At 70.5% G+C, this 19,725-nt stretch carries 20 protein-coding genes and 2 tRNA genes; 8 read left to right on the top strand and 14 right to left on the bottom strand.

Annotation, left to right across the window (positions count from 1 at the left end):
- Positions 1-22 precede the first annotated feature (22 nt).
- Positions 23-2,164 carry an iron ABC transporter permease gene (locus FCL41_RS11840; protein WP_137067107.1) on the top strand — a complete coding sequence of 714 codons (2,142 nt, stop codon included), beginning with the start codon at positions 23-25 and terminating at the stop codon, positions 2,162-2,164.
- An 8-nt stretch (positions 2,165-2,172) separates the two neighbouring features.
- Here FCL41_RS11840 and bfr read toward each other — a convergent pair whose 3' ends face one another.
- The 3 genes from bfr to FCL41_RS11855 all read right to left on the bottom strand — a co-directional run bounded on the left by bfr (position 2,173) and on the right by FCL41_RS11855 (position 3,181).
- Complete coding sequence (bfr, locus tag FCL41_RS11845; protein WP_137067108.1) at positions 2,173-2,661, bottom strand: bacterioferritin; 489 nt, start codon at positions 2,659-2,661, stop codon at positions 2,173-2,175.
- Between the two features lie 87 nt (positions 2,662-2,748).
- Complete coding sequence (locus tag FCL41_RS11850; RefSeq protein ID WP_137067109.1) at positions 2,749-2,952, bottom strand: (2Fe-2S)-binding protein; 204 nt, start codon at positions 2,950-2,952, stop codon at positions 2,749-2,751.
- A gap of 152 nt (positions 2,953-3,104) precedes the next feature.
- A tRNA-Met gene (locus tag FCL41_RS11855) sits at positions 3,105-3,181 on the bottom strand.
- Between the two features lie 100 nt (positions 3,182-3,281).
- Here FCL41_RS11855 and FCL41_RS11860 point away from each other — a divergent pair.
- Positions 3,282-3,629, top strand: a complete 348-nt coding sequence (locus FCL41_RS11860) for a zinc ribbon domain-containing protein YjdM (RefSeq protein WP_137067110.1) — start codon at positions 3,282-3,284, stop codon at positions 3,627-3,629.
- On the opposite strand, the gene FCL41_RS11865 is transcribed toward FCL41_RS11860, so the two are convergent.
- Together FCL41_RS11865 and FCL41_RS11870 are read right to left on the bottom strand one after the other, a co-directional pair.
- The gene (locus tag FCL41_RS11865) at positions 3,630-4,076 is read right to left on the bottom strand and encodes a DUF6314 family protein (protein ID WP_137067111.1); all 447 of its coding nucleotides are present in this window, start codon (positions 4,074-4,076) and stop codon (positions 3,630-3,632) included.
- Positions 4,073-4,996: a LysR family transcriptional regulator gene (locus tag FCL41_RS11870; RefSeq protein WP_212723197.1), complete on the bottom strand. Its 924-nt coding sequence runs from the start codon at positions 4,994-4,996 to the stop codon at positions 4,073-4,075. The genes FCL41_RS11865 and FCL41_RS11870 overlap by 4 nt, the downstream gene beginning before the upstream one ends.
- Positions 4,997-5,072: 76 nt before the next feature.
- Between FCL41_RS11870 and FCL41_RS11875 the strand changes: the two genes are divergently transcribed.
- On the top strand, positions 5,073-6,410 hold the full coding sequence (locus tag FCL41_RS11875) for an FAD-dependent oxidoreductase (RefSeq protein ID WP_137067113.1): 1,338 nt from the start codon (positions 5,073-5,075) through the stop codon (positions 6,408-6,410).
- 211 nt (positions 6,411-6,621) lie between these two features.
- Entirely contained in the window at positions 6,622-7,047 is a 426-nt protein-coding gene (locus FCL41_RS11880) for an Hsp20 family protein (protein WP_137067114.1), read from the top strand.
- 84 nt (positions 7,048-7,131) lie between these two features.
- On the opposite strand, the gene FCL41_RS11885 is transcribed toward FCL41_RS11880, so the two are convergent.
- Positions 7,132-7,773: a fasciclin domain-containing protein gene (locus FCL41_RS11885; RefSeq protein WP_137067115.1), complete on the bottom strand. Its 642-nt coding sequence runs from the start codon at positions 7,771-7,773 to the stop codon at positions 7,132-7,134.
- Between the two features lie 174 nt (positions 7,774-7,947).
- Between FCL41_RS11885 and FCL41_RS11890 the strand changes: the two genes are divergently transcribed.
- Positions 7,948-8,562 carry an MSMEG_6728 family protein gene (locus FCL41_RS11890; protein ID WP_170970343.1) on the top strand — a complete coding sequence of 205 codons (615 nt, stop codon included), beginning with the start codon at positions 7,948-7,950 and terminating at the stop codon, positions 8,560-8,562.
- A gap of 104 nt (positions 8,563-8,666) precedes the next feature.
- Here FCL41_RS11890 and katG read toward each other — a convergent pair whose 3' ends face one another.
- Together katG and FCL41_RS11900 are read right to left on the bottom strand one after the other, a co-directional pair.
- A complete protein-coding gene (gene katG, locus FCL41_RS11895; RefSeq protein WP_137067116.1) occupies positions 8,667-10,952 on the bottom strand; it encodes a catalase/peroxidase HPI in 2,286 nt (761 codons plus the stop codon).
- 37 nt (positions 10,953-10,989) lie between these two features.
- Positions 10,990-11,475 carry a Fur family transcriptional regulator gene (locus FCL41_RS11900; protein ID WP_137067117.1) on the bottom strand — a complete coding sequence of 162 codons (486 nt, stop codon included), beginning with the start codon at positions 11,473-11,475 and terminating at the stop codon, positions 10,990-10,992.
- A 213-nt stretch (positions 11,476-11,688) separates the two neighbouring features.
- Between FCL41_RS11900 and FCL41_RS11905 the strand changes: the two genes are divergently transcribed.
- A complete protein-coding gene (locus FCL41_RS11905) occupies positions 11,689-12,048 on the top strand; it encodes a hypothetical protein (RefSeq protein WP_137067118.1) in 360 nt (119 codons plus the stop codon).
- 113 nt (positions 12,049-12,161) lie between these two features.
- Here FCL41_RS11905 and FCL41_RS11910 read toward each other — a convergent pair.
- The 6 genes from FCL41_RS11910 to FCL41_RS11935 form a co-directional block, all read right to left on the bottom strand.
- Positions 12,162-12,238, bottom strand: a tRNA-Met gene (locus FCL41_RS11910).
- 53 nt (positions 12,239-12,291) lie between these two features.
- On the bottom strand, positions 12,292-15,216 hold the full coding sequence (locus FCL41_RS11915; RefSeq protein WP_137067119.1) for a UPF0182 family membrane protein: 2,925 nt from the start codon (positions 15,214-15,216) through the stop codon (positions 12,292-12,294).
- Positions 15,213-15,779, bottom strand: a complete 567-nt coding sequence (locus FCL41_RS11920) for a PPA1309 family protein (protein ID WP_239021628.1) — start codon at positions 15,777-15,779, stop codon at positions 15,213-15,215. The genes FCL41_RS11915 and FCL41_RS11920 overlap by 4 nt, the downstream gene beginning before the upstream one ends.
- Entirely contained in the window at positions 15,776-16,828 is a 1,053-nt protein-coding gene (locus FCL41_RS11925) for a YlbL family protein (protein WP_137067120.1), read from the bottom strand. Before FCL41_RS11925 ends, FCL41_RS11920 begins: the two co-directional genes overlap by 4 nt.
- 27 nt (positions 16,829-16,855) lie before the next feature.
- Complete coding sequence (locus tag FCL41_RS11930) at positions 16,856-17,137, bottom strand: hypothetical protein (protein WP_239021629.1); 282 nt, start codon at positions 17,135-17,137, stop codon at positions 16,856-16,858.
- A 91-nt stretch (positions 17,138-17,228) separates the two neighbouring features.
- A complete protein-coding gene (locus tag FCL41_RS11935) occupies positions 17,229-17,660 on the bottom strand; it encodes a molybdenum cofactor biosynthesis protein MoaE (protein WP_137067121.1) in 432 nt (143 codons plus the stop codon).
- Positions 17,661-17,722: 62 nt separating this feature from the next.
- On the opposite strand from FCL41_RS11935, the gene FCL41_RS11940 reads away from it, so the two are divergent.
- Both FCL41_RS11940 and FCL41_RS11945 read left to right on the top strand, forming a co-directional pair.
- The gene (locus FCL41_RS11940; RefSeq protein ID WP_137067122.1) at positions 17,723-19,114 is read left to right on the top strand and encodes a zinc-dependent metalloprotease; all 1,392 of its coding nucleotides are present in this window, start codon (positions 17,723-17,725) and stop codon (positions 19,112-19,114) included.
- On the top strand, positions 19,111-19,725 hold the full coding sequence (locus FCL41_RS11945) for an NUDIX hydrolase (RefSeq protein WP_239021630.1): 615 nt from the start codon (positions 19,111-19,113) through the stop codon (positions 19,723-19,725). Before FCL41_RS11940 ends, FCL41_RS11945 begins: the two co-directional genes overlap by 4 nt.

The following is a 19,725-nucleotide window of genomic DNA, read 5'->3' on the forward strand; positions in this document are numbered from 1 at the left end:
GAACGGCACGAGTGACCCCCTGATGATCGAGGCGCCCCCGGCACCGCCGTCGTCCTCCGCTCCCGCGGAGGTCCGTGGCGACGCCCGACGTCCCCGCGCCGGGGCTGCCGCGATCGTCCTCGCCGGGCTGCTCGTCGCCCTCGTCCTGGCCGGGGCCTGGCACCTCACCCAGGGGACGTCGGCCGTCGGCGTACGCGACCTGGTCGACCTCGTGCTCGGTCGCGCGCCCTCGCACGACTCCACCGCCACCACGCGGGAGATCCTCACCGGCTCCCGGCTCCCACGCCTGGCCGCCGGCATCGCCGTCGGCTTCGCCCTGGGCGTCGGCGGGGCGCTCCTCCAGTCCCTCGCGCGCAACGCCATGGCCTCGCCCGACACGCTCGCGGTCACGGGTGGTGCCTACTTCGCGGTCACCCTGGTGGCGGCCCTTGGCCTCTCGGTGCCGCTGTGGGCCTCGGGGTTGACGGCCTTCGCGGGCGGCGTGGTCGCCGCGGGCGTCGTGCTCGCGCTGGCGGGCGGCGCCGGTACGTCCACCACCCGGCTCATCCTCGCCGGCTCGGCCGTCGCCCTCGCGCTCCAGGCCGGCACCTCGACGCTGTTGATCCTCTTCCAGGAGGAGACCACGAGCCTCTTCGCCTGGGGCAGCGGCTCGCTCAGCCAGCTGGGCCTGCGCGCCTTCACCCAGGCCGCCCCCGTCGTGCTGGTCGCAACCCTGGCGGGCCTCCTCCTGGCCCGCCGTCTGGACCTGCTGGCGATGGGCGACGACTCCGCCGCCGTCCTCGGCGTCCCGGTCCGCTCCACCCGTGCGATCGGCACCGTCCTCGCGGTGCTCCTGGTCGCCTCGTCGGTGACGCTGGCCGGACCCATCGGCTTCGTCGGGCTCTGCGCCCCGGTGATCGCCCGGTTGTTGGGCAAGGTCGTGCCGGCGATGCTGCGTCACGCCGTGCTCCTGCCCGCCGCCGGCCTCCTCGGCGCGTTGATCGTGATCGTCGCCGACGTCGCCGTCCGGGCCGCGGTCGGCGCGGACGCGGCGATGTCGGTGCCCACCGGCGTCACGACGACCATCTTCGGCGCCGTCGTGATGGTGCTCCTGGCACGCGGCAGCCGCGACGCCGGTCCGAGCCGCCAGCCTCCCGCGGCAGCCGTCGCCGCCCGGGGACGGACGCGGTTCGTCGTGGTCCTGCTGGTCGTGGCGACCATGACCGCCGGCGTCGTGGTCCTGGGCCTGCTGGCCGGGCACCAGTGGCTCTACCTCGGTGACGTCAGCGCCTGGTTGCGCGGCGAGGGGCTCCCCCTCGTCCGGTTCGCGCTGGACGAGCGGGCCCCCCGGGTCGCGGCGGCACTGCTCGCAGGTGGCGCCCTGGCCCTCGCCGGCGCGATCGTCCAGGCCACCTGCCGCAACCCGCTGGCCGAGCCGGGGATCCTCGGCATCACCGGCGGGGCAGGCCTGGGCGCCGTGGTCGTGGTGACCGGCCTGGGCAGCGGATTCAGCAGCGGAACCAGCGCGGGAGCCTCCGCCACCACGATGCTGATGGCGGCGACGGTCGGCTCACTCGTCGCCTTTTCCCTCGTCTACGGACTGGCCTGGCGGGGCGGCCTCGACGCCGACCGCCTCGTGCTCATCGGCATCGGCGTCTGGTACGCGACGATGTCGCTCAGCACCTTCCTGCTGGTGCGCTCGAACCCGTGGGACACCCCGCGCATCTACACCTGGCTGTCGGGGTCGACGTACGGGCGGAGCTGGGAACAGGTGGTCCCCGTCGCGATCGCCCTCGCGGTGGCGCTGCCCCTCACCTTCGTGGTCCGCCGTGAGCTCGACCTGCTCGCCCTCGACGAGGACACCCCGCGCCTCGTGGGCGTCTCCCTGGAGAAGGTCCGCCTACTCGTCCTGGCGACCGCCGCGGTGCTCACCGCCATGGCGGTCTCGGCGGTCGGCGTGGTGGGCTTCGTCGGCCTGGTGGCACCACACATCGCCCGGGCCCTGGTGGGCGGGCGCAGCGCACGCGTCGTGCCAGTCGCCGTCCTGGTGGGCGCCCTGCTCCTCGTGGTCGCCGACACCATCGGTCGTACGGTGATCAGCCCGGCGCAGGTGCCGGCAGGACTGGTCGTCGCGCTGATCGGCGCGCCGTACTTCGTCTACCTCCTGGCACGTTCGCGCGCCTGAGCGGTCGCCTACCCCGGGCCCTCCCCGGTGACGACCTGCTGGGCCAGGTAGCCCTGGACCCCGATCCGCGCGATCGCGTCGAGCTGGCTCTCGAACCAGTCGGCGTGCTTCTCCTCGTCGCGCACCATCTCCTCGAAGACCGCAGCCGTCCCGTGGTCGCCGAAGTCGTGGCACTCGCGGGCCGCGGCGTTGAACTGCGCGACGGCTGCCCGCTCGCTCTCCGCGGCGAGGGTGAGCATCTCCTCGGCGGTCTCCCCCACCACGATCGCGCCGAGGCGTTGCAGGTTGGGGTGCCCGTCGAAGAGCAGGATCCGGTTGATCAGGTCGTCGGCGTCGCGCATCTCGTCGATGGAGAGGTCGTAGAAGACCTTGCCCAGCCTGCCCAGACCCCAGTTCTCGAGCATGCGCGCATGCAGGAAGTACGTGTTGGTGACGGTGAGCTCGAACGTCAACGCGTCGTTGAGGAGCTCGACCACTCGCGGGTTGACGGGTTGCACGGCCCACCTCCGAGATCGGTACTGACCCAGATCTCGACTCTGGCACATGCCCCACGGGGTGAGGACAGGCTTAGTTCGCAGGAGCCGTCAGCTCGCTGCACCGTCCGCAGCGAGGTGAGCGCACTCCTGGGCGTGGTGGCGGGCGACGACGTTCTTCACCGAGAAGATGCAGGAGCCACAGTCCTGGGCCGCCCCGGTGGAGCGGCAGGCCGCTGCGACCGTACGCGCCCCGTCGGCGAGTGCAGCATCGATGTCCCGGTCGCTGACGACGCGGCACTGGCAGACGATCACGCGTCGCTCCTCGAATTAGGTTGCCCTAACTAAGGCTAACCTCACTTGGAGGCGCACTCAAACCCGGCCACAAACGTCGCGCCCTGCCGAGAGGGAGGCGCTGCCCAGAAAATGACCTCAGGCCCGGATCCAGAGGATCCGGGCCTGAGTCGTGGTAGCGGGGACAGGATTTGAACCTGCGACCTCTGGGTTATGAGCCCAGCGAGCTACCGAACTGCTCCACCCCGCGTCGCTGAGAAGAACCGTACCCGAACCGCCCAACGGTGGTCACATCGGGGCGGCCAGACGGCGGGCCCACCCCGCCGACGACCCGCGCCTAGGCTGGGGACATGGCCGACACGCTCCCGCCCTGCCCGCACTGCTCCAGCGAGTACACGTACGAGATGGGCGAGCTGCTCGTCTGCCCCGAGTGCGCGCACGAGTGGTCCCCCGCCGAGCAGGCCGAGGCGGAGGCCGCCGCGGTCGTCCGGGACGCCGTCGGCAACGAGCTCGCCGACGGTGACACCGTCACCATCGCCAAGGACCTCAAGGTCAAGGGAGCCGCCGGCACCATCAAGGTCGGCACCAAGGTGCGCGGCATCCGCATCGCCCAAGGCGTGGGCGACCACGACCTCGAGGGCAAGGTCGACGGGTTCGGCCCGCTCCAGCTCAAGTCGAGCGTCGTCAAGAAGGTCTGATCAGGCGCTGGTCAGCCGGGTGACCATCAGGTAGTCCTTGCGCGGCCCGCTGACCCGCCAGGTCACCTGCCAACGACGGCCCGCTCCCCCGGCGGGCTCGCCGAGTCCGGTGGCCTCGACCAGGCCGGCGTACGTGTCCTCACCGCACAGGTGCACGACCTCGGCACCCGGCGACCAGGGGTGGAAGTCGCGCCCGTCGTCGAACGTGACCAGCCACCCGTCCTCGCGCTCGACGACGAAGAGCGTCCGGAAGACCTCCAGCTGCGCGCTGCCGCGTCGCATGACACCGGCCTCGGCCCATCGGACCCGGCCGCCCTGTTCCTCGCTGAGCGTCAGCGTGCCGCTCACCTCGATGACCTCGTCGGCCAGCCGGTCGGTGATGACGCGTTCGAACACCCAGGGGCCCAGCAGCGTACGCGGGTCGCGGAGGGCGTCCACGAGGGTCATCGCGCGCTCCGGGCCGCCAACGCCACGAGGTCGCGCGCCGGACCCTCCGGTGGCTGCGGGCCCCCGAGCCACACGGCGTGCAGCACCCTGGTCAGGTCGAGCCCGGAGACCTTGACGGCGACGAGACGCCGGCTGGCGAGGTCGTCGCGGACCGCGTGACGCCCCAGGGCGGCCGGTCCGGCGCCGGCGGCGACCGCAGAGCGTACGGCTGTGGTGCTGGAGAGCTCGAGGGCCGGCGGCACCATCCGGTGGCGGGCCAGGGCGCGCTCCAGGACCGTGCGGGTGCCCGAGCCCTGCTCGCGCACCACGAGCGGGGTGGCGGCCAGCTGCTCGGCACTCACGGACCGGCGCCCGAGCTTGGCCCACGGGTGGCCGGGTCCGACCACGACCACCAGCTCGTCGACCCCCACCTTGCGGTGGTGCAACCCCTTGGGGGCTTCAGGCCCCTCGACGAAGCCGAGGTCGACGGTTCCGGACTGCACCAGCTTGACGACGTTGGCGGAGTTGGTCGCCGTCATGGTGATCTCGGACGCCTCGCGTCCACCGCGCACCTGCTCGGCGCGCAGCGCCACCATCCACCCCGGCAGCAGGTGCTCGGCGATGGTCAGGCTGGCCGCCACCGCCAGGTGACCGCGCCGGTCCACCTTGAGGGAGGCGATGCCGGTGTCGAGCTCCTCAGCAGCCTCGACCACGCGCGCGGCCCACTGCGAGACCAGCTCGCCGATCTGCGTCAGCTCCGAGCCCCGCTTGCTGCGGACCAGCAGCGGCTCGCCGACGAGGCTCTCCATCGTCTGGATCCGCGAGCTCGCCGCCTGCTGGCTGATGCCCAGCTGGATGGCCGCCGCTCCCAGGCTCCTCGTCCGTCCGACGACCAGCAGGAGCTCGAGCGCACGCAGGTCGGGAACGTGGGGTGACAGCACTCTCACAACATTATCTTGTGAGGACCCAAGCGAACCCTCGTTGCGACAGGTTGGACCGATCACGCACGCTTGTCCCATGACTCTTCGTGTTGCCGTCGTGGGCGCTGGCCCCGCCGGGATCTATGCCGCCGACATCCTCACCAAGTCCGAGGTCGACGTCTCCGTCGACCTCTTCGAGCGCCTGCCGGCGCCGTTCGGCCTGGTGCGCTACGGCGTCGCCCCCGACCACCCCCGCATCAAGGAGATCATCAAGGCTCTCCAGCGCGTCCTCGCCAAGCCCGAGGTCCGCTTCATCGGCAACGTCGACTACGGCACCGACATCAAGCTCGAGGAGCTCCGCGAGTTCTACGACGCCGTCATCTTCTCGACCGGCGCCATGGCCGACCGCGACCTCCGCATCCCGGGCGAGGACCTGAAGCGCTCCTACGGTGCGGCCGACTTCGTCTCCTGGTACGACTCGCACCCCGACGTCCCCCAGACCTGGGACTTCGGCAACGGCACCCACGCCGCCGTGATCGGCGTCGGCAACGTCGCCCTCGACGTGGCCCGCGTGCTCGCCAAGACCGCCGACGAGATGCTGGTCACCGACATCCCCGAGCAGGTGTACGCCGGGTTGAAGTCGAAGAAGATCACCGACGTCCACGTCTTCGCCCGCCGCGGTCCGGCGTACGCGAAGTTCTCGCCGATGGAGCTGCGCGAGCTCAACCACTCCCCCAACGTCGAGGTCATCGTCCACCCCGAGGGCTTCGAGGTCGACGACCACTCGATGGAGCACATCGCCAAGCACAAGACCCACAAGCTCGTGCTCGACATCCTGGCCAACTGGGTCGGCCGCGACATCGAGGGCAAGCCGCACCGCATCCACCTCCACTTCATGGAGGCGCCCACCGAGATCCTCGGTGAGGACGGCGAGGTCGTCGGCCTGCGCACCGAGCGCACCGAGCTCGTCGGCGACGGCTCCGTACGGGGCACCGGCGAGTTCACCGACTGGCCCGTCCAGTCGGTCTACCGCGCCGTCGGCTACGCCTCCTCCCCGCTGCTGGGCCTGCCCTTCGACGAGCGCGACCTCGTCATCCCCAACGAGGGCGGCCGCGTGCTCGGCCTCGACGGCGACCACGTGCCGAACACGTTCGTCACCGGATGGGTGAAGCGTGGACCGGTCGGCCTCATCGGCCACACCAAGTCCGACGCCGCCGAGACCGTGGGCCACGTCCTCGAGACCACCTCGGAGACCGCCCCGTCGCGCGAGGCCGCTGACGTCGACGCCTTCCTGCGTGACCGCGGGATCGACTTCGTCACCATCGAGCACTGGGAGCAGATCGACGCGACCGAGATCGCCCTGGGTGAGGCCCAGGACCGCCTGCGGGTCAAGCTGCCGACCCGTGAGGACATGCTCGGCGCCCGCGAGTCCTGACCGCTCCCCCCAGCACCTCACGCAGCACCGAACGCAGCACAGGGCCCCGTCCACGGACGGGGCCCTGTGTCGTTCCCTGACCCTGTGCCGCCACCGGCGGGGCGTTCCTCCCAGGACGGGGTGACCTTCGACCCTGACGAAGCGACCTGAGGTCATGGAGGCTGGAGGTTCGACGGCCCGAAAGCGCGGGCCATGGAGGAAGGTGAAGGACATGACCCCTGTGGTGAGGCGACGGACAAGCCCTCTGGCTGACCTGAGGTCGTGGTTGGAGTCCGACTTCAGCGCTGGCTTCCCCGGGCCCGTGAACCTGCCCCTCGTACGGATCGAGGACTTCGTCGACGAGGGCACCTACGTGCTGCGTGCCGAGCTGCCGGGCATCGATCCCGACAAGGACGTCGAGATCACCGTCGACGACGGCGTCCTCACGATCCAGGGCGAACGCAGCGAGGAGAGCAAGGACCGCGACCACAGTGAGTTCCGCTACGGCTCCTTCTCCCGCAGCGTGACGCTGCCCAAGGACAGCAGGGTCGACGAGATCACGGCCGAGTACCGAGGGGGCGTGCTCGAGCTCCGCGTCCCGATGGACCAGACGACCTCGGAACCGAAGAAGATCCAGGTCACGCGTCCCGAGGGCTGACCAGCACCCGGTGGAGCCGGGCACGCGCCGAGGCGGCCGTCGGCTGGATGCCGACGGCCGCCTCGAACGACGTGGCTGATTGCGTCAGATGTCGAGCGGGCGCAGCACCAGGAAGATGCCGTGCGCGATCTGCTTGTTGCCCTTGTTGATGTCGAGCTTGCCGGGCACCAGCAGCGGGTCGAAGTCGTTGCGGTCCTGGTCGCGCAGCTGCACGATGCCGAACCGCTTGGAGATGACGTCGACGGTGAACTTTCCGCCCTGCGCGGTGGTGAGGGCGGCGTTGTCGGACCTCAGCGCGGTGGCGGAGTCAATGGTTGCGCCGGGCACCACGTGGTAGAGGAGGACCTGCTCGATGGTGTCGACACCGACGGCGTCGACCAGCGACTGGAAGGTCGCCTTCTCGGACCACCGGTACTTGCCCGTGAGGTCCTTGGCCAGCAGCTTGAAGGAGAAGTCGTTGGGTAGGAAGGCCGTCAGCGCGACGTTGCCGTCGGTGAGCACGGAGACCGCACTGTCGGGCTTGGCCTTGAGGACTGCCAGAACGGCCTCGGTGAGGATGTCGTAGTCCGAGGAGTTGCGGTCGAACTGGTTGCCGTCGGCCGTCAGCACGGCCGCGAGGCTCTTGGTGCCGGTCGGCTCGGCAGCCGTCGCCGAGCTCGGAGCGAGCACGCCGGCGCTGAGCAGGGCCGTGCTGGCCAGGGTGGCTGCGATGGTGCGGATCTTCATTGTTCCTCCCGAAAGGGACAGGGGCGCGGGGTGCGGCCCTCGAAGGTGGTTCGCCGCTGGCTCCGTCCCCGGATTGGTCCCAGCCCTCAGATCCCCAACCAGGGGTACGGCCCCTCGCTGGACCCCACTCTCTGGGCACCCACCCATTTCGGGTGCCTGACTACTCTCAAACGGATGCAGACGTTCCTTCCGTACGCCGACTTCGAGGCCTCGGCTCGCGCCCTGGATCCCAAGCGGCTGGGCAAGCAACGGGTCGAGACGATCCAGATCGTCCGCGCGCTCACCCGCCCGGGCTACGGCTGGGCCCACCACCCGGCGGTGCTGATGTGGACGGGCTTCGAGGAGGCGCTGGGGCGTTACGGGTTCGTCTGCTGCGACGTGTGGACCGAGCAGGGCTTCGGCGACACCTGCGCCGCCACCCTCGCTGGCGACCTCGCGGCGGCCGGGGTCGACCGCGTACGCACCCAGAGCGAGCTGGCCAGCGCCGGGGCGCTGCCGCCGTGGCTGGGCGACGAGGAGGTCCACCGCAGCCACCGTTCCTCGCTGCTGCGCAAGGATCCCGACCACTACGGCGAGCACTTCACCGACGTGCCCGACGACCTGCCGTACGTGTGGCCCGTGCGCTCCGAGAAGGCGCTGGAGGCCGAACGCCGCCGCGCGGAGAACGCGGTACGCCGTGCCGAGCGCGCCGCCGAGCGCCAGGTGCTCGACGCCGAGCGGGAGCACCGGCGACGCAGCCGTGCCGCCCGGCGCGCGTGGGAGACGCGGCGACGCAACACCCAGGGCTGATCCGCTCCACCGCCGTACGCCGGAGCCCCGGCCGCCGCGGGTGGCGGCGACCGGGGCTCCGGATCAGCGTCAGAGTCAAGCAGTCTGCGTCCTCGCAGTCACGCTCAGGACAGGGCGCGGTGCAGGTCGAAGCGGTCCAGCTCCATGACCTTGGTCCAGGCCGCGACGAAGTCCTCGACGAACCGCTCGCGGGCGTCGTCACTGGCGTAGGCCTCCGCCAGCGCACGCAGCTCGGAGTGGTGGCCGAAGACCAGGTCGACCAGCGTGGCGGTGCGCACGACCTCTCCGCTCTCACGGTCGCGACCCTCGTAGACGCCGTCGGTGTCGGTCGGCGCCCACTCGATGCCCATGTCGAGCAGGGTCGAGAAGAAGTCGTTGCTGAGCACCCCGACCCGGTCGGTGAAGACGCCGTGCTGGCTGTCGCCGTGGTTGGCGCCCAGCACCCGCATACCGCCCAGGAGGACGGTCATCTCCGGGGGCGTGAGGTCGAGCATGTAGGCCTTCTCGACCATCAGCACGTCGGCCGGCACCCGGTCGCCCTCGCGGACGTAGCTGCGGAACGCATCGGCGCGCGGCTCCATCACCTCGAAGGACTCGACGTCGGTCTGCTCCTGGCTGGCGTCGGTACGTCCCGGGTGGAACGGCACGCTCGCCTCGACGCCGGCGTCGCGCGTCGCCTTCTCGATCGCCGCGTTGCCCGCCAGCACGATGAGGTCGGCCAACGAGATGGCCTTGCCCTGCGCGGAGAAGTCGTCGCGGATGCCCTCGAGCACGTCGATCACGCGGGTGATCTCTGCTGGGTCGTTGACCTCCCAGCTGCGCTGGGGCTCCAGGCGGATGCGGGCGCCGTTGGCACCGCCCCGGAAGTCGGACTTGCGGAAGGTCGAGGCAGCGGCCCACGCCGTGCGTACGAGCTCGGGGACGCTGAGGCCCGACTCGAGCACCTTGCCCTTGAGGGCCTCCACGTCAGTGCCGCTGACGAGCTCGTGGTCCACCTCCGGCACGGGGTCCTGCCACAGCTGCGGCTCGGGCACCCACGGACCGAGGTAGCGGTTGGCCGGTCCCATGTCGCGGTGCAGCAGCTTGTACCAAGCCTTGGCGAAGGCCTCGGCGAACTCGTCGGCGTTCTCGAGGAAGCGACGCGAGATCTTCTCGTACTCCGGGTCGAAGCGCAGCGCGAGGTCGGAGGTCAGCATCCGGGGCTCGCGGTGACGCGAGGGGTCGTGGGCCATCGGGACGAGGTCGGAGCCGGCACCGTTCTTCGGACGCCACTGCTTCGCGCCCGCGGGCGACTCGAAGAGCTCCCAGTCATAGCTGAAGAGGATGTGGAAGAACTCGTTGTCCCACCGGGTCGGGTGGTAGGTCCACGTGACCTCGAGGCCCGAGGTGATGGTGTCGTCACCCTTGCCCGTGCCGAAGGAGTTCTTCCAGCCCAGGCCCTGCTGCTCGACCGGGGCCGCCTCGGGCTCGGCGCCCACGTTGTCGGCTGGGCCGGCACCGTGGGTCTTGCCGAAGGTGTGGCCACCGGCGATGAGCGCGACGGTCTCCTCGTCGTTCATGCCCATGCGCTTGAAGGTGTCGCGGATGTCGCGTGCCGAGGCGCGCGGGTCGGGGTTGCCGTTGGGGCCCTCGGGGTTGACGTAGATGAGGCCCATCTGGACTGCGCCGAGCGGCTCCGCGAGCTGACGCTCGCCGCTGTAGCGCTCGTCGCCCAGCCACGAGTCCTCAGGGCCCCAGAAGATCTCCTCGGCCTCCCACGCGTCGTCGCGCCCGAAGCCGAAGCCGAAGGTCTGGAAGCCCATGTCCTCCAGGGCCACGTTGCCGGCGAAGACGATGAGGTCGGCCCACGAGACCTTCTGCCCGTACTTCTTCTTCACGGGCCACAGGAGGCGGCGCGCCTTGTCGAGGCTGACGTTGTCCGGCCAGCTGTTGAGCGGGGCGAAGCGCTGCTGGCCGGTGCCGCCACCGCCTCGGCCGTCGTAGATGCGGTAGGTGCCGGCCGAGTGCCAGCTCATCCGGATGAAGAGTCCGCCGTAGTGACCGAAGTCGGCAGGCCACCAGTCCTTCGAGTCACGCATGACGTCGACGATGTCGGCCTTGAGCTGCTCGACGTCGACCTTCGCGAACTCCTCGGCGTAGTCGAACTCCGGCCTCAACGGCTTGGAGGCCGGCTGGTTGGTCCGGAGCACCGACAGGTCGACCTGGTTGGGCCACCAGTCGCGGTTGCCCCGCGGACGGGCCACCTTCGGCTGCGGCGACGGGATCGCCGGGTTCTCGCTCTCGCTGCCCCCCTCGCCGCGTGCGGAGTCGTGCATGACGGGGCATCCGGCCTCGGCCTTCTGCTGCGTGCCCTGCGGGTCGGTGGGGGTGTCGTTCCGGTTCTCGGTCATGGTTCCTTCCGGATCTACTTCTCGATGGCTGGACGGTTCAGGAGGCGCGGGGTTCGCTGCTCGCCGCGTGGGCCGGGGTGCGCGACGCGCAGGACGGGCAGGTGCCCCACCACACGACCTCGGCCTCGTCGACGGAGAAGCCGTGGTCGTCGGAGGCCACGAGGCAGGGGGCCTCGCCGACCGCGCAGTCGACGTCCTCGATCGCCCCGCAGGTGCGGCACACCACGTGGTGGTGGTTGTCGCCGGTGCGGGCCTCGTAGCGCGCGGTGGCGCCAGCGGGCTGGATGCGGCGCAGCAGGCCCGCCTCGGTCAGGGCCCTCAGCACGTCGTACACGGCCTGGTGGGACACGGTGCCCAGCTCGGTGCGCACCCGCTGGATCACGGCATCGGTGTCGAGGTGGGGCTCCGCGTCCACGGCCGCGAGCACCGCCAGGCGCGGGCGGGTGACCCGCAGCGACGCAGCGCGCAGCAGGGAGCCGTAGTCCGAGGTGCCCTCGACCGGGGCGCCGCTGGTCTCACCCATGTCTCCAACCTCTCGCCTTTCCTTGAACGAGTCAAGGCTTGGTGCTGACGGCCGTCGAGCGCCGTCCCCCATTCGGGGGATCTCGGGGTTCGGAGCGCCGGTTCACCCAATCGCGAGCGCGCCGATCCGTTGACCCAGGCGTCCGGTTCCCTACGGTCGGGACCGGCACCGGCTGTCCGGTCGGTCCCTACCCATCTCGGAAGGCAAGAACGCATGCACATGCTCAAGAAGGCTGCCCTCGGCGCCAGCGCGACCCTCATGACCGTCGGCGGCTCGCTCATTGCGCTGCCCACGGCTCACGCCGCTGTCGCCCCGGTGAACTCGATCACCGCCACCCGCACCGCGGCCGGCACCTGCACGGTCAAGTGGACCGACGGCCGCACCAACGTCTTCTTCGTGATCAAGGAGACCGACCTCGCCACCGGAGCGGTGCGCGACGCGGTGTACGACGGCAGCGTCCGCAAGACCTCGTTCACGTTCCGCAACGGCACCCACCGCTTCCGCTACGCGATCCGTGTGAGCCAGGGTGGCGTGGAGAGCGCCGCGAAGAGCGACATCTGCGAGAAGGCCTGACCCAGGCAGACGCGTACGCCCGGCCGGAGTCTCCCGGCCGGGCGTACGTGCGTCCGGGCCACAGAGCCGGAAATGCGAAGAATCCGAACCCCGAAGGGTTCGGATTCTTCATGTGGTAGCGGGGACAGGATTTGAACCTGCGACCTCTGGGTTATGAGCCCAGCGAGCTACCGAACTGCTCCACCCCGCGTCGATGAACCACACGTTACCGGACGGGGCCAAGCAGTACCTAATCGGGCTGGATCACTTGTCCTCGGAGAGCTCGACGGCCTCGTTGATCAGTTCCTTGGCCTTCTCGATGGCCTCGGCCCACGCGACGGTGTCACCCGCGCGCTGGGCCTTGTCGGCCGCCGCGAACTGCTCCTCGGCGTCCGCCAGCAACGCCTTGATGCGCTGGTTGACGGTGCCCGTGGTGGGCGACTGCTCGCCCTTGCCGCCGCCGGAACCCTTGCCGCCGGACCCACCCGTGCTGGGTGCGGAGTCGTCGACCCCGAGCACGTCCGCGATCGCACCGCGCAACGTCGGGGCCACGCCCACGTTGCCGCCGTACGAGACCAGGACGAAGCTCAGGATCGGATAGCTCGACTCCGAGGCGTCACGTGCGGCGTAGAGGGGCTGCACGTACATCAACCCGTCGCCCACCGGGAGCGTCAGCAGGTTGCCGTAACGGGGGTTGATGCCACCTTGGTCGAACGAGAACAGCTCGTCGCGGACGTCCTCGTCGGAGGCGATCTCGTTGGCCACCTGGACCGGACCGTTGGTCCGTTCGTCGGAGAGCTCCAGGACCTTGATCTTGCCGTAGTCGGGACTCGTCGCATCCGAGTTCACCGAGACGAAGGCGGCGAGGTTGTTCTTCTCGCGCGGCACGTAGACCGACGTCAGGGACCAGATCTGCTCCGCGTTGGGGTCCTCGTCACCCTGGGGGTTGGCGAAGAGCCGGTAAGGCGGCTGCTGGCTGTTCTTGACGTTCGGGTCGTTCGGGACCTCCCAGCGGTCGTTGCCGGCGTACCAGTCCTTGGGGTCGGTGACGTGGTAGCGGGCGAACTGGTAGCGCTGGGCCTTGAACATGTCCTCGGGGTAGCGCAGGTGGGAGACCAGCGCCTCGGGGATCTCGTCCTTGTCGAGCACGGTGTCGGGGAAGACGTTGCGCCAGACCTTGAGGATCGGGTCGGCCTCGTCCCAGGCGTACAGCTTGACCGTGCCGTCGTAGGCGTCGACCGTGGCCTTGACCGCGTTGCGGACGTAGTTGATCTCGTCCGTGGGCAGCGTCTGGAAGCCGAGGTCGTCCTGGAGGGAGTCGTCGATCATGTCCTCGAACGACTCCTTCTGCGACAACGGGTACTTGTCGGTGACCGTGTAGCCGTCGAGCACCCACTGGATGCGTCCGTCGACGACGACCGGGTAGGGGTCGGAGTCGACCGTCAGCCACGGCGCCACCTTCTCGACCATCCGGCGCGGGTTGCGCTCGTAGAGGATCTTGGAGTCCTCGTGGATGCGGCCCGAGAGCAGGAAGTTCGGCTCGCCGTACTTCACCGCGTACAGGAGTCGGTTGAAGGGGCTGCCGACCGGCACGCCGCCCTTGCCGTCGTAGGTGGAGGTCGGGCTGGACCCCTCCTCGCCGCGCGGCAGGTCGAGCTCGACGTCCTTGCCGTCCTCCTTGGCCTTGCCGACCACGGAGTAGACGGGGCTGGTCTCGCCGAAGTAGACCCGCTGCTCGAACGGCTCGTCGGACAGGGAGCTGAGCGCCTTCTGCGTCTCCTCCTGGCCCTCGGCCCACTGGATGGCGTCGGCCTGGCTCCCGTTGTCCCCGGGTCGCTGGTTGGCGTAGGCCGCGATCATGCCGGAGCCGTGGGTGTAGACGGTGTGCAGGTTGGCCCAGTTGCGGTCGGACTCGGCGAGGCCCGCCTGGTCGAGCTCACGCACACCCAGGACGAGGGCACGCTCCTCGCCGTCGAGGGTGTAGCGGTCGACGTCCAGCACGTCGGCGACGGTGTAGTAGGCACGCACCTGCTGCTGCTGCTCGAAGGTGGGGCTGACCAGCTTGGGGTCGACCAGCGGCACCGACGAGGTGCCGGTCTCGAGCTGCGTCAGCGCCGAGCCGAGGTCGGGGGCGCTGTTGTAGCGGGTGACCTCGACGTCGTCGAGGTTGTACGCCGCTCGCGTCGCCTCGATGTTCTTCTCGATGTAGGCCGACTCCTTGTCGGGCTGGTTGGGCGCGACCTGGAAGCGCTGCACGATGCCCGGCCAGAGCATGCCGAGCAGGATCGCGGAGAGCGCCAGGAGGGCGATGCCCACCGACGGCAGCATCCACGTACGACGCCACACGTTGAGGAAGAAGAGGACGGCACAGATGATGGCGATGCCGACGAGGATGTTCTTCGCCGGAAGGACGGCGTTGTCGTCGGTGAAGTTCATGCCGGTGATCAACGACCCGGAGGTGTTGAGCAGGTCGTAGCGGTCGAGCCAGTAGTCGGCGGCCTTCGCGAGCACCGCGAGCCCGAGCAGCACCGAGACCTGGATCTGCGCGGCGGGGCTGAACTTGTCACGCGGGGCCTGCAGCCGGATCCCGCCGTAGAGGTAGTGCACGAGCACGGAGGCGAGCAGTCCCACGATGGCTGCGGCGAGCAGGAAGTCGACGACGTAGTGCAGCCAGCCCAGCTCGAAGACGTAGAAGCTGACGTCCCGATCGAAGTAGGGGTCCGCGGTGCCGAACGTCTCGCTGTGACGCCACGTCGTGAACTCGCGCCACTTGCCCGAGGCCGAGGCTCCGGCGAAGAGGCCGATGAGCACGGCGGCGCCCGCCAGCACCCATCCCTTGACCGGGTTGATCGCCTCGCGGTAGCGCTCGAGGTTCTCCTGCTCCAGCGAGCTCGGCCGGAAGAACGGCCGGAACCGGTAGGCGAGGTGCATGTTGAGCGCCACGGTGAGGGCCATCAGCAGTCCGAAGACCGTGAAGAGGCCGACCCGGGTCAGCACCAGGGTCGTGAAGACGCCCGAGAAGTCGACGGACCTGAACCACAGGCGCTCGGTCCAGAAGGCCGAGAAGGCGGTCAGGAGCAGGAAGCCGACCAGCAGCACCACAGCCGTGATGACCAGCGCACGGGAACGCCGCTGCGGCGGACCGGGCGTCGGAGCCGGAGCTGCCGCGGGGGGACCGAAGAGACTCATGCCTGCACCTCGTCGGCGTCACGCAGGGTGGCGAGCACCAGCTCGACCAGGCCGGGGACCAGGTCCGTGCCGTCGACCACCGACTCCTCGTTGTCGTGCGCCTTGAGGCGCAGGGCGCAGTAGGTCGAGCCGGCGCGCGTCGCGCCGGCGACCATCCGGACCTCCTGGCGCAGCGGGTGCTCACGAGCGAAGGCAGCAGCCTCCTCTGCGTCCTCGGGGATCTCCGGGTCCACCTCGGGCGGGAGCACCAGACGCTCGATGACCACGCAGCAGCCGTCGACGGCGGGCGGCCACACGATGGCCTCCAGCGCCTGCTCGATCGGGTTCTCGCTGGAGTACTGCTCCTGCTCGATCGCGGTCAGCGAACCGGGGACGGCGGTGTCGGCCAGTCCCATCGCCGCCGCCATCCGGGGCTCAGCCTCCAGGAAGCGCATGGTGTCGACCAAGGCGTAGAGGCGGGCCGGTTGGTCCCACCCCTCGCGTCCGACGTGCGCCTCCACCTCGAGCACCGCCGAGGCGAGTGCGGGGTCGGGCAGCGTGGATTCCATCGGCTCCTCGGTCACTTCTGCTTCCTCTCACAACTGGGCAGATCAGCATCTGGGTCGTCGACCCACGTCTCGATCGACGTCAATGCGTCGTTGAACTTGTCGGCGCGCACGAGGCGCATGTCGTCGGGGCTGGCACCGAGCGCCTCCTCACAGTTGGCGGCCGGGACCATGAAGAGCTCCGCGCCCTGGTCGCGCGCGGAGGCGATCTTCTGGGCGACTCCCCCGATCGGACCGACCGAGCCGTCAGCAGCCATGGTGCCCGTGCCGGCGATGATGTCTCCCCCGGTCAGTGAGCCGGGGGTGAGGGTGTCGTAGACGCCGAGGGAGAACATCAGCCCCGCGCTCGAGCCTCCGATGTCGGGGTCGACGTTGAGCTGCACCTCGAACGGGAACTCGAAGCCCTGGGCGGGCGTGATGCCGATGCGCAGGTCGCCGTCCACCTTGCGCGGCGTGACCTTGACGGTCTTCTCGACGCCTCCGCGGCGGATACGGAAGGTCAGCGCCTCGCCCTCCTTGGCGGAGTCGACGGCGCTCACGACGTCCTGCGGTGTCGAGATGCGCTTGCCGTTGATCGCCAGGATCACGTCTCCACGCTGGAGCACCCCGTCGGCGGGCATCCCCTCGCTGACCAGGAGCACCTCCACGGCCGAGGGCACGTCGTAGCCGAGGCGTCGCAGCGCCACCGCGATGGCGACGTCCTGGGAGGAGGCCATCTGCACCGCACCCTCGAACTCGACCTCCTCGCGCGACTGGTCGGGCGAGTAGACCGCCTCGTACGGCACGACGGCCTTGTCGGGGTCGAACCAGGCCGACATCACCTCGAAGAGGTTGATCCGCGTGTTGGGTCGCGTCACGTAGACGGTGGTCAGCAGCAGCTCGCCGGAGTCGCGGTAGACCTTGTCGCCGGAGACCTCGATGACCTCCTTGCCGTCCTCCTTGCCGAGCACGTCGACGGTGAGGCCGGGCGAGTAGGTGACGTAGGGAAGGGGCACGAACACAGCAACCAACCACAGCCCCACCACGAGGGGCAGTGCCAAGATGCCCGCAAGGGTCCGCTGACTCATGGCGCCAAGCCTCTCAGACGGCGGCAACTAGCCGGCGCTGCGGGGCCGAGGGCGCTCCGGGGCGCGTCCAGGGCGCTCCGGGGGCCCTGCTTCACGCGGTGGCCGCACCGCGATCCCGGTGCTGCGGTCGCGGAGCCGGACCGGGGGCGTACGCGGGACCTCGCGCTCGCGTTCCAGCGCCTTGGCCAGACGCGCGACGGCGACCTCACGGTCGACCTCGCCGCGGCCCTCACGCCCCAGCCACCCGACCCACGCCATGGCCAGCATCGTGACCACCAGGCTCGGCGCCAGCCACCACAGGATCTCCACGCGACCACGGTAGGCGGCCGGCCCTGCGCGAAGGCGGTCCCACGCCGGGCGGGCGCGATCCCGGGGCGGAGCACGCCGCGCCGGGCTCGGATCAGGGAGTGCCGACCCACTCGTCGGAGCCGTCGTCGAAGCGCTGGTGCTTCCACACCGGCACCTCGGCCTTGAGGGTGTCGATGAGGGCCCGTGAGGCACGGAAGGACTCGTCCCGATGGGCCGAGGTGGTCGCCACCACGACCGCGACGTCGCCGATCCGCAGGGTCCCGACCCGGTGCACGGCTGCGACGCCGAGCACGTCGAAGTCGGCGGCGACGCGGTCGGCGACCTGCTGGAGGCGCTCGAGCGCGCTGGGGTGCGCGGAGTAGTCCAGCCCCTCGACCCCGCGTCCGCCGTCGTGGTCGCGCACCTGGCCCACGAAGAGGGTCAGCGCGCCGGCGGCGTCGTGGCCCAGGGCCGCCACCACCTCGCCCACGTCGAGGGGGCTGTCGCGCAGGGCCACCAGGCGTACGACCTCGGGAGTGCTCACCGCCGTGAGTCTAGGCGGGAGCGACAGGACCCGTGCGACCGTCCGGCCAGTAGGCTCGGGGCATGAGTGAGATCCCCGGCGGCCCCGGTTCCGGCGACGACGACAGCGGCCAGAACCCGTTCAAGGGCACCCCCTTCGAGCAGATGTTCTCGGCCCTCGGGGGCGCGATGGGGGGCGGCGGCGCCCAGATGCCCGACCTCAACGCGATCATGGCCCAGTTCCAGCGGATGATGGCGCCTCACGACGGCGCCCTCAACTGGGACCTGGCCATCGACACCGCGCGCAAGACCGTCGCCCAGGGCGCGGACCCCTCCCCCAGCCAGCGTCAGAAGGACGCCGCGTCCGACGCGCTGCGGCTGGCCGACCTCTGGCTCGACCCGACCACCGACTTCCCCTCCGGCGTGGTCAGCGCGACCGCGTGGAGCCGGGCGGAGTGGATCGTGGAGACCACCGAGGTGTGGAAGAAGCTCGTGGAGCCGATGGCCGGCTCGGCCGGTGACGCACTCGCCCAGGCCCTCCCCGAGGAGATGCGGGCGATGGCCGGCCCCCTGCTCGGCATGCTGCGCCAGGCCTCCGGGGTGATGCTGGCCAACCAGGTCGGCTCGGCCCTCGGCGGCCTCGCGGGCGAGGTCTGGAGCTCCACCGACGTCGGCCTCCCTCTGGCTGCCCCGGGGCGTGCCGCGATCGTGCCCGCCAACGTCAGTGCCTTCGCCGATGGTCTCGACGTCAGCGAGGAGGACGTGCTGCTGTACGTCGCGCTGCGCGAGGCCGCCCACCACCGGCTCTTCGCCCACGTGCCGTGGCTCTCGGCGCACCTGCTCGGCGCGGTCTCCGACTACGCCGCCGGCATCGAGATCGACACCAGCAGCATCGAGGAGCAGATGCGCGACCTCGACATGAACGACCTCGCCTCGATGCAGCAGGCCCTCGAGGGGGGTCTCTTCGACCTGAAGCCCTCCCCCGCGCAGCGCGCCGCCCTCGAGCGCCTCGAGGTGACCCTCGCCCTGGTGGAGGGGTGGGTCGACGAGGTCGTCGGCCAGGCGGTCGGCGAGCGGATGCCCTCGGCCGGCAAGCTCCAGGAGGCCGTACGCCGTCGCCGCGCCGCCGGTGGCCCTGCCGAGCAGACCTTCGCCAACCTCGTCGGCCTCGAGCTGCGTCCCCGTCGCCTGCGCGACGCCTCGACGCTGTGGGGCTCGCTGCGCACCCGGCAGGGCACCGAGGCCCGGGACGGGGTGTGGATGCATCCCGACCTCCTCCCCTCGGCTGCCGACCTCGACGACCCGCTGGGCTTCCGCGAGGGCGCCGAGGCCACCTCACTGAGCGACGAGGAGTTCGAGGCGGGTCTGCGCGACCTGCTCGGCGGCCCGGACGCCGACGGGACGGACACGGACGACGGGACGGACACGGAGGACGGGACCGACGCCGGCCCGGGCACGGGCACGGACCGGTCGTGACCGGAGCACTGCACGCGGACGCCCTGGCCCGACTGGTGGAGTGGGACCCCGTGGCCGGACGACAGTCACGGTTGCGCGACCGCTTCGTCGACCACCTGACCTCGCAGCCCGACGGCATGTCCCGCTCGTGCTTCCCCGACCACGTCACCGCGGGCGTGCTGGTCCTCTCCTCCGACCTCGACCACGTCCTCCTCAACCTCCACCGCAAGGCACAACGGTGGTTCGCCTTCGGAGGCCACTGCGAGCCCGGCGACGCCAGCCTGGCCGACGCCGCCCTGCGTGAAGGGCTCGAGGAGTCGGGTCTGGAGACCCTCCGGCTCGACCCGGTCCCCGTGCACCTCGACGAGCACGAGGTCGACTTCTGCGACCCGCGCGGGACGGTGCGTCACCTGGACGTACGGTTCACCGCCCTGGCGCCCGACGGCGCGCTGCACCGGGTGAGCGAGGAGTCGCTCGACGTGCGGTGGTGGCCCGTCTCGGCCCTTCCGGACGACCTGGAGGACGAGATGCACGAGCTGGTCGCGACCGCGCGCGGACGCTGGGCGACCCGCCCCGAACCCACCACCGGCCCCGAACTCACCACCCGGCAGGGACTCACCCACCAGGGCTGA

Source organism: Nocardioides jishulii (genome assembly GCF_006007965.1).
GTDB lineage: Bacteria > Actinomycetota > Actinomycetes > Propionibacteriales > Nocardioidaceae > Nocardioides > Nocardioides jishulii.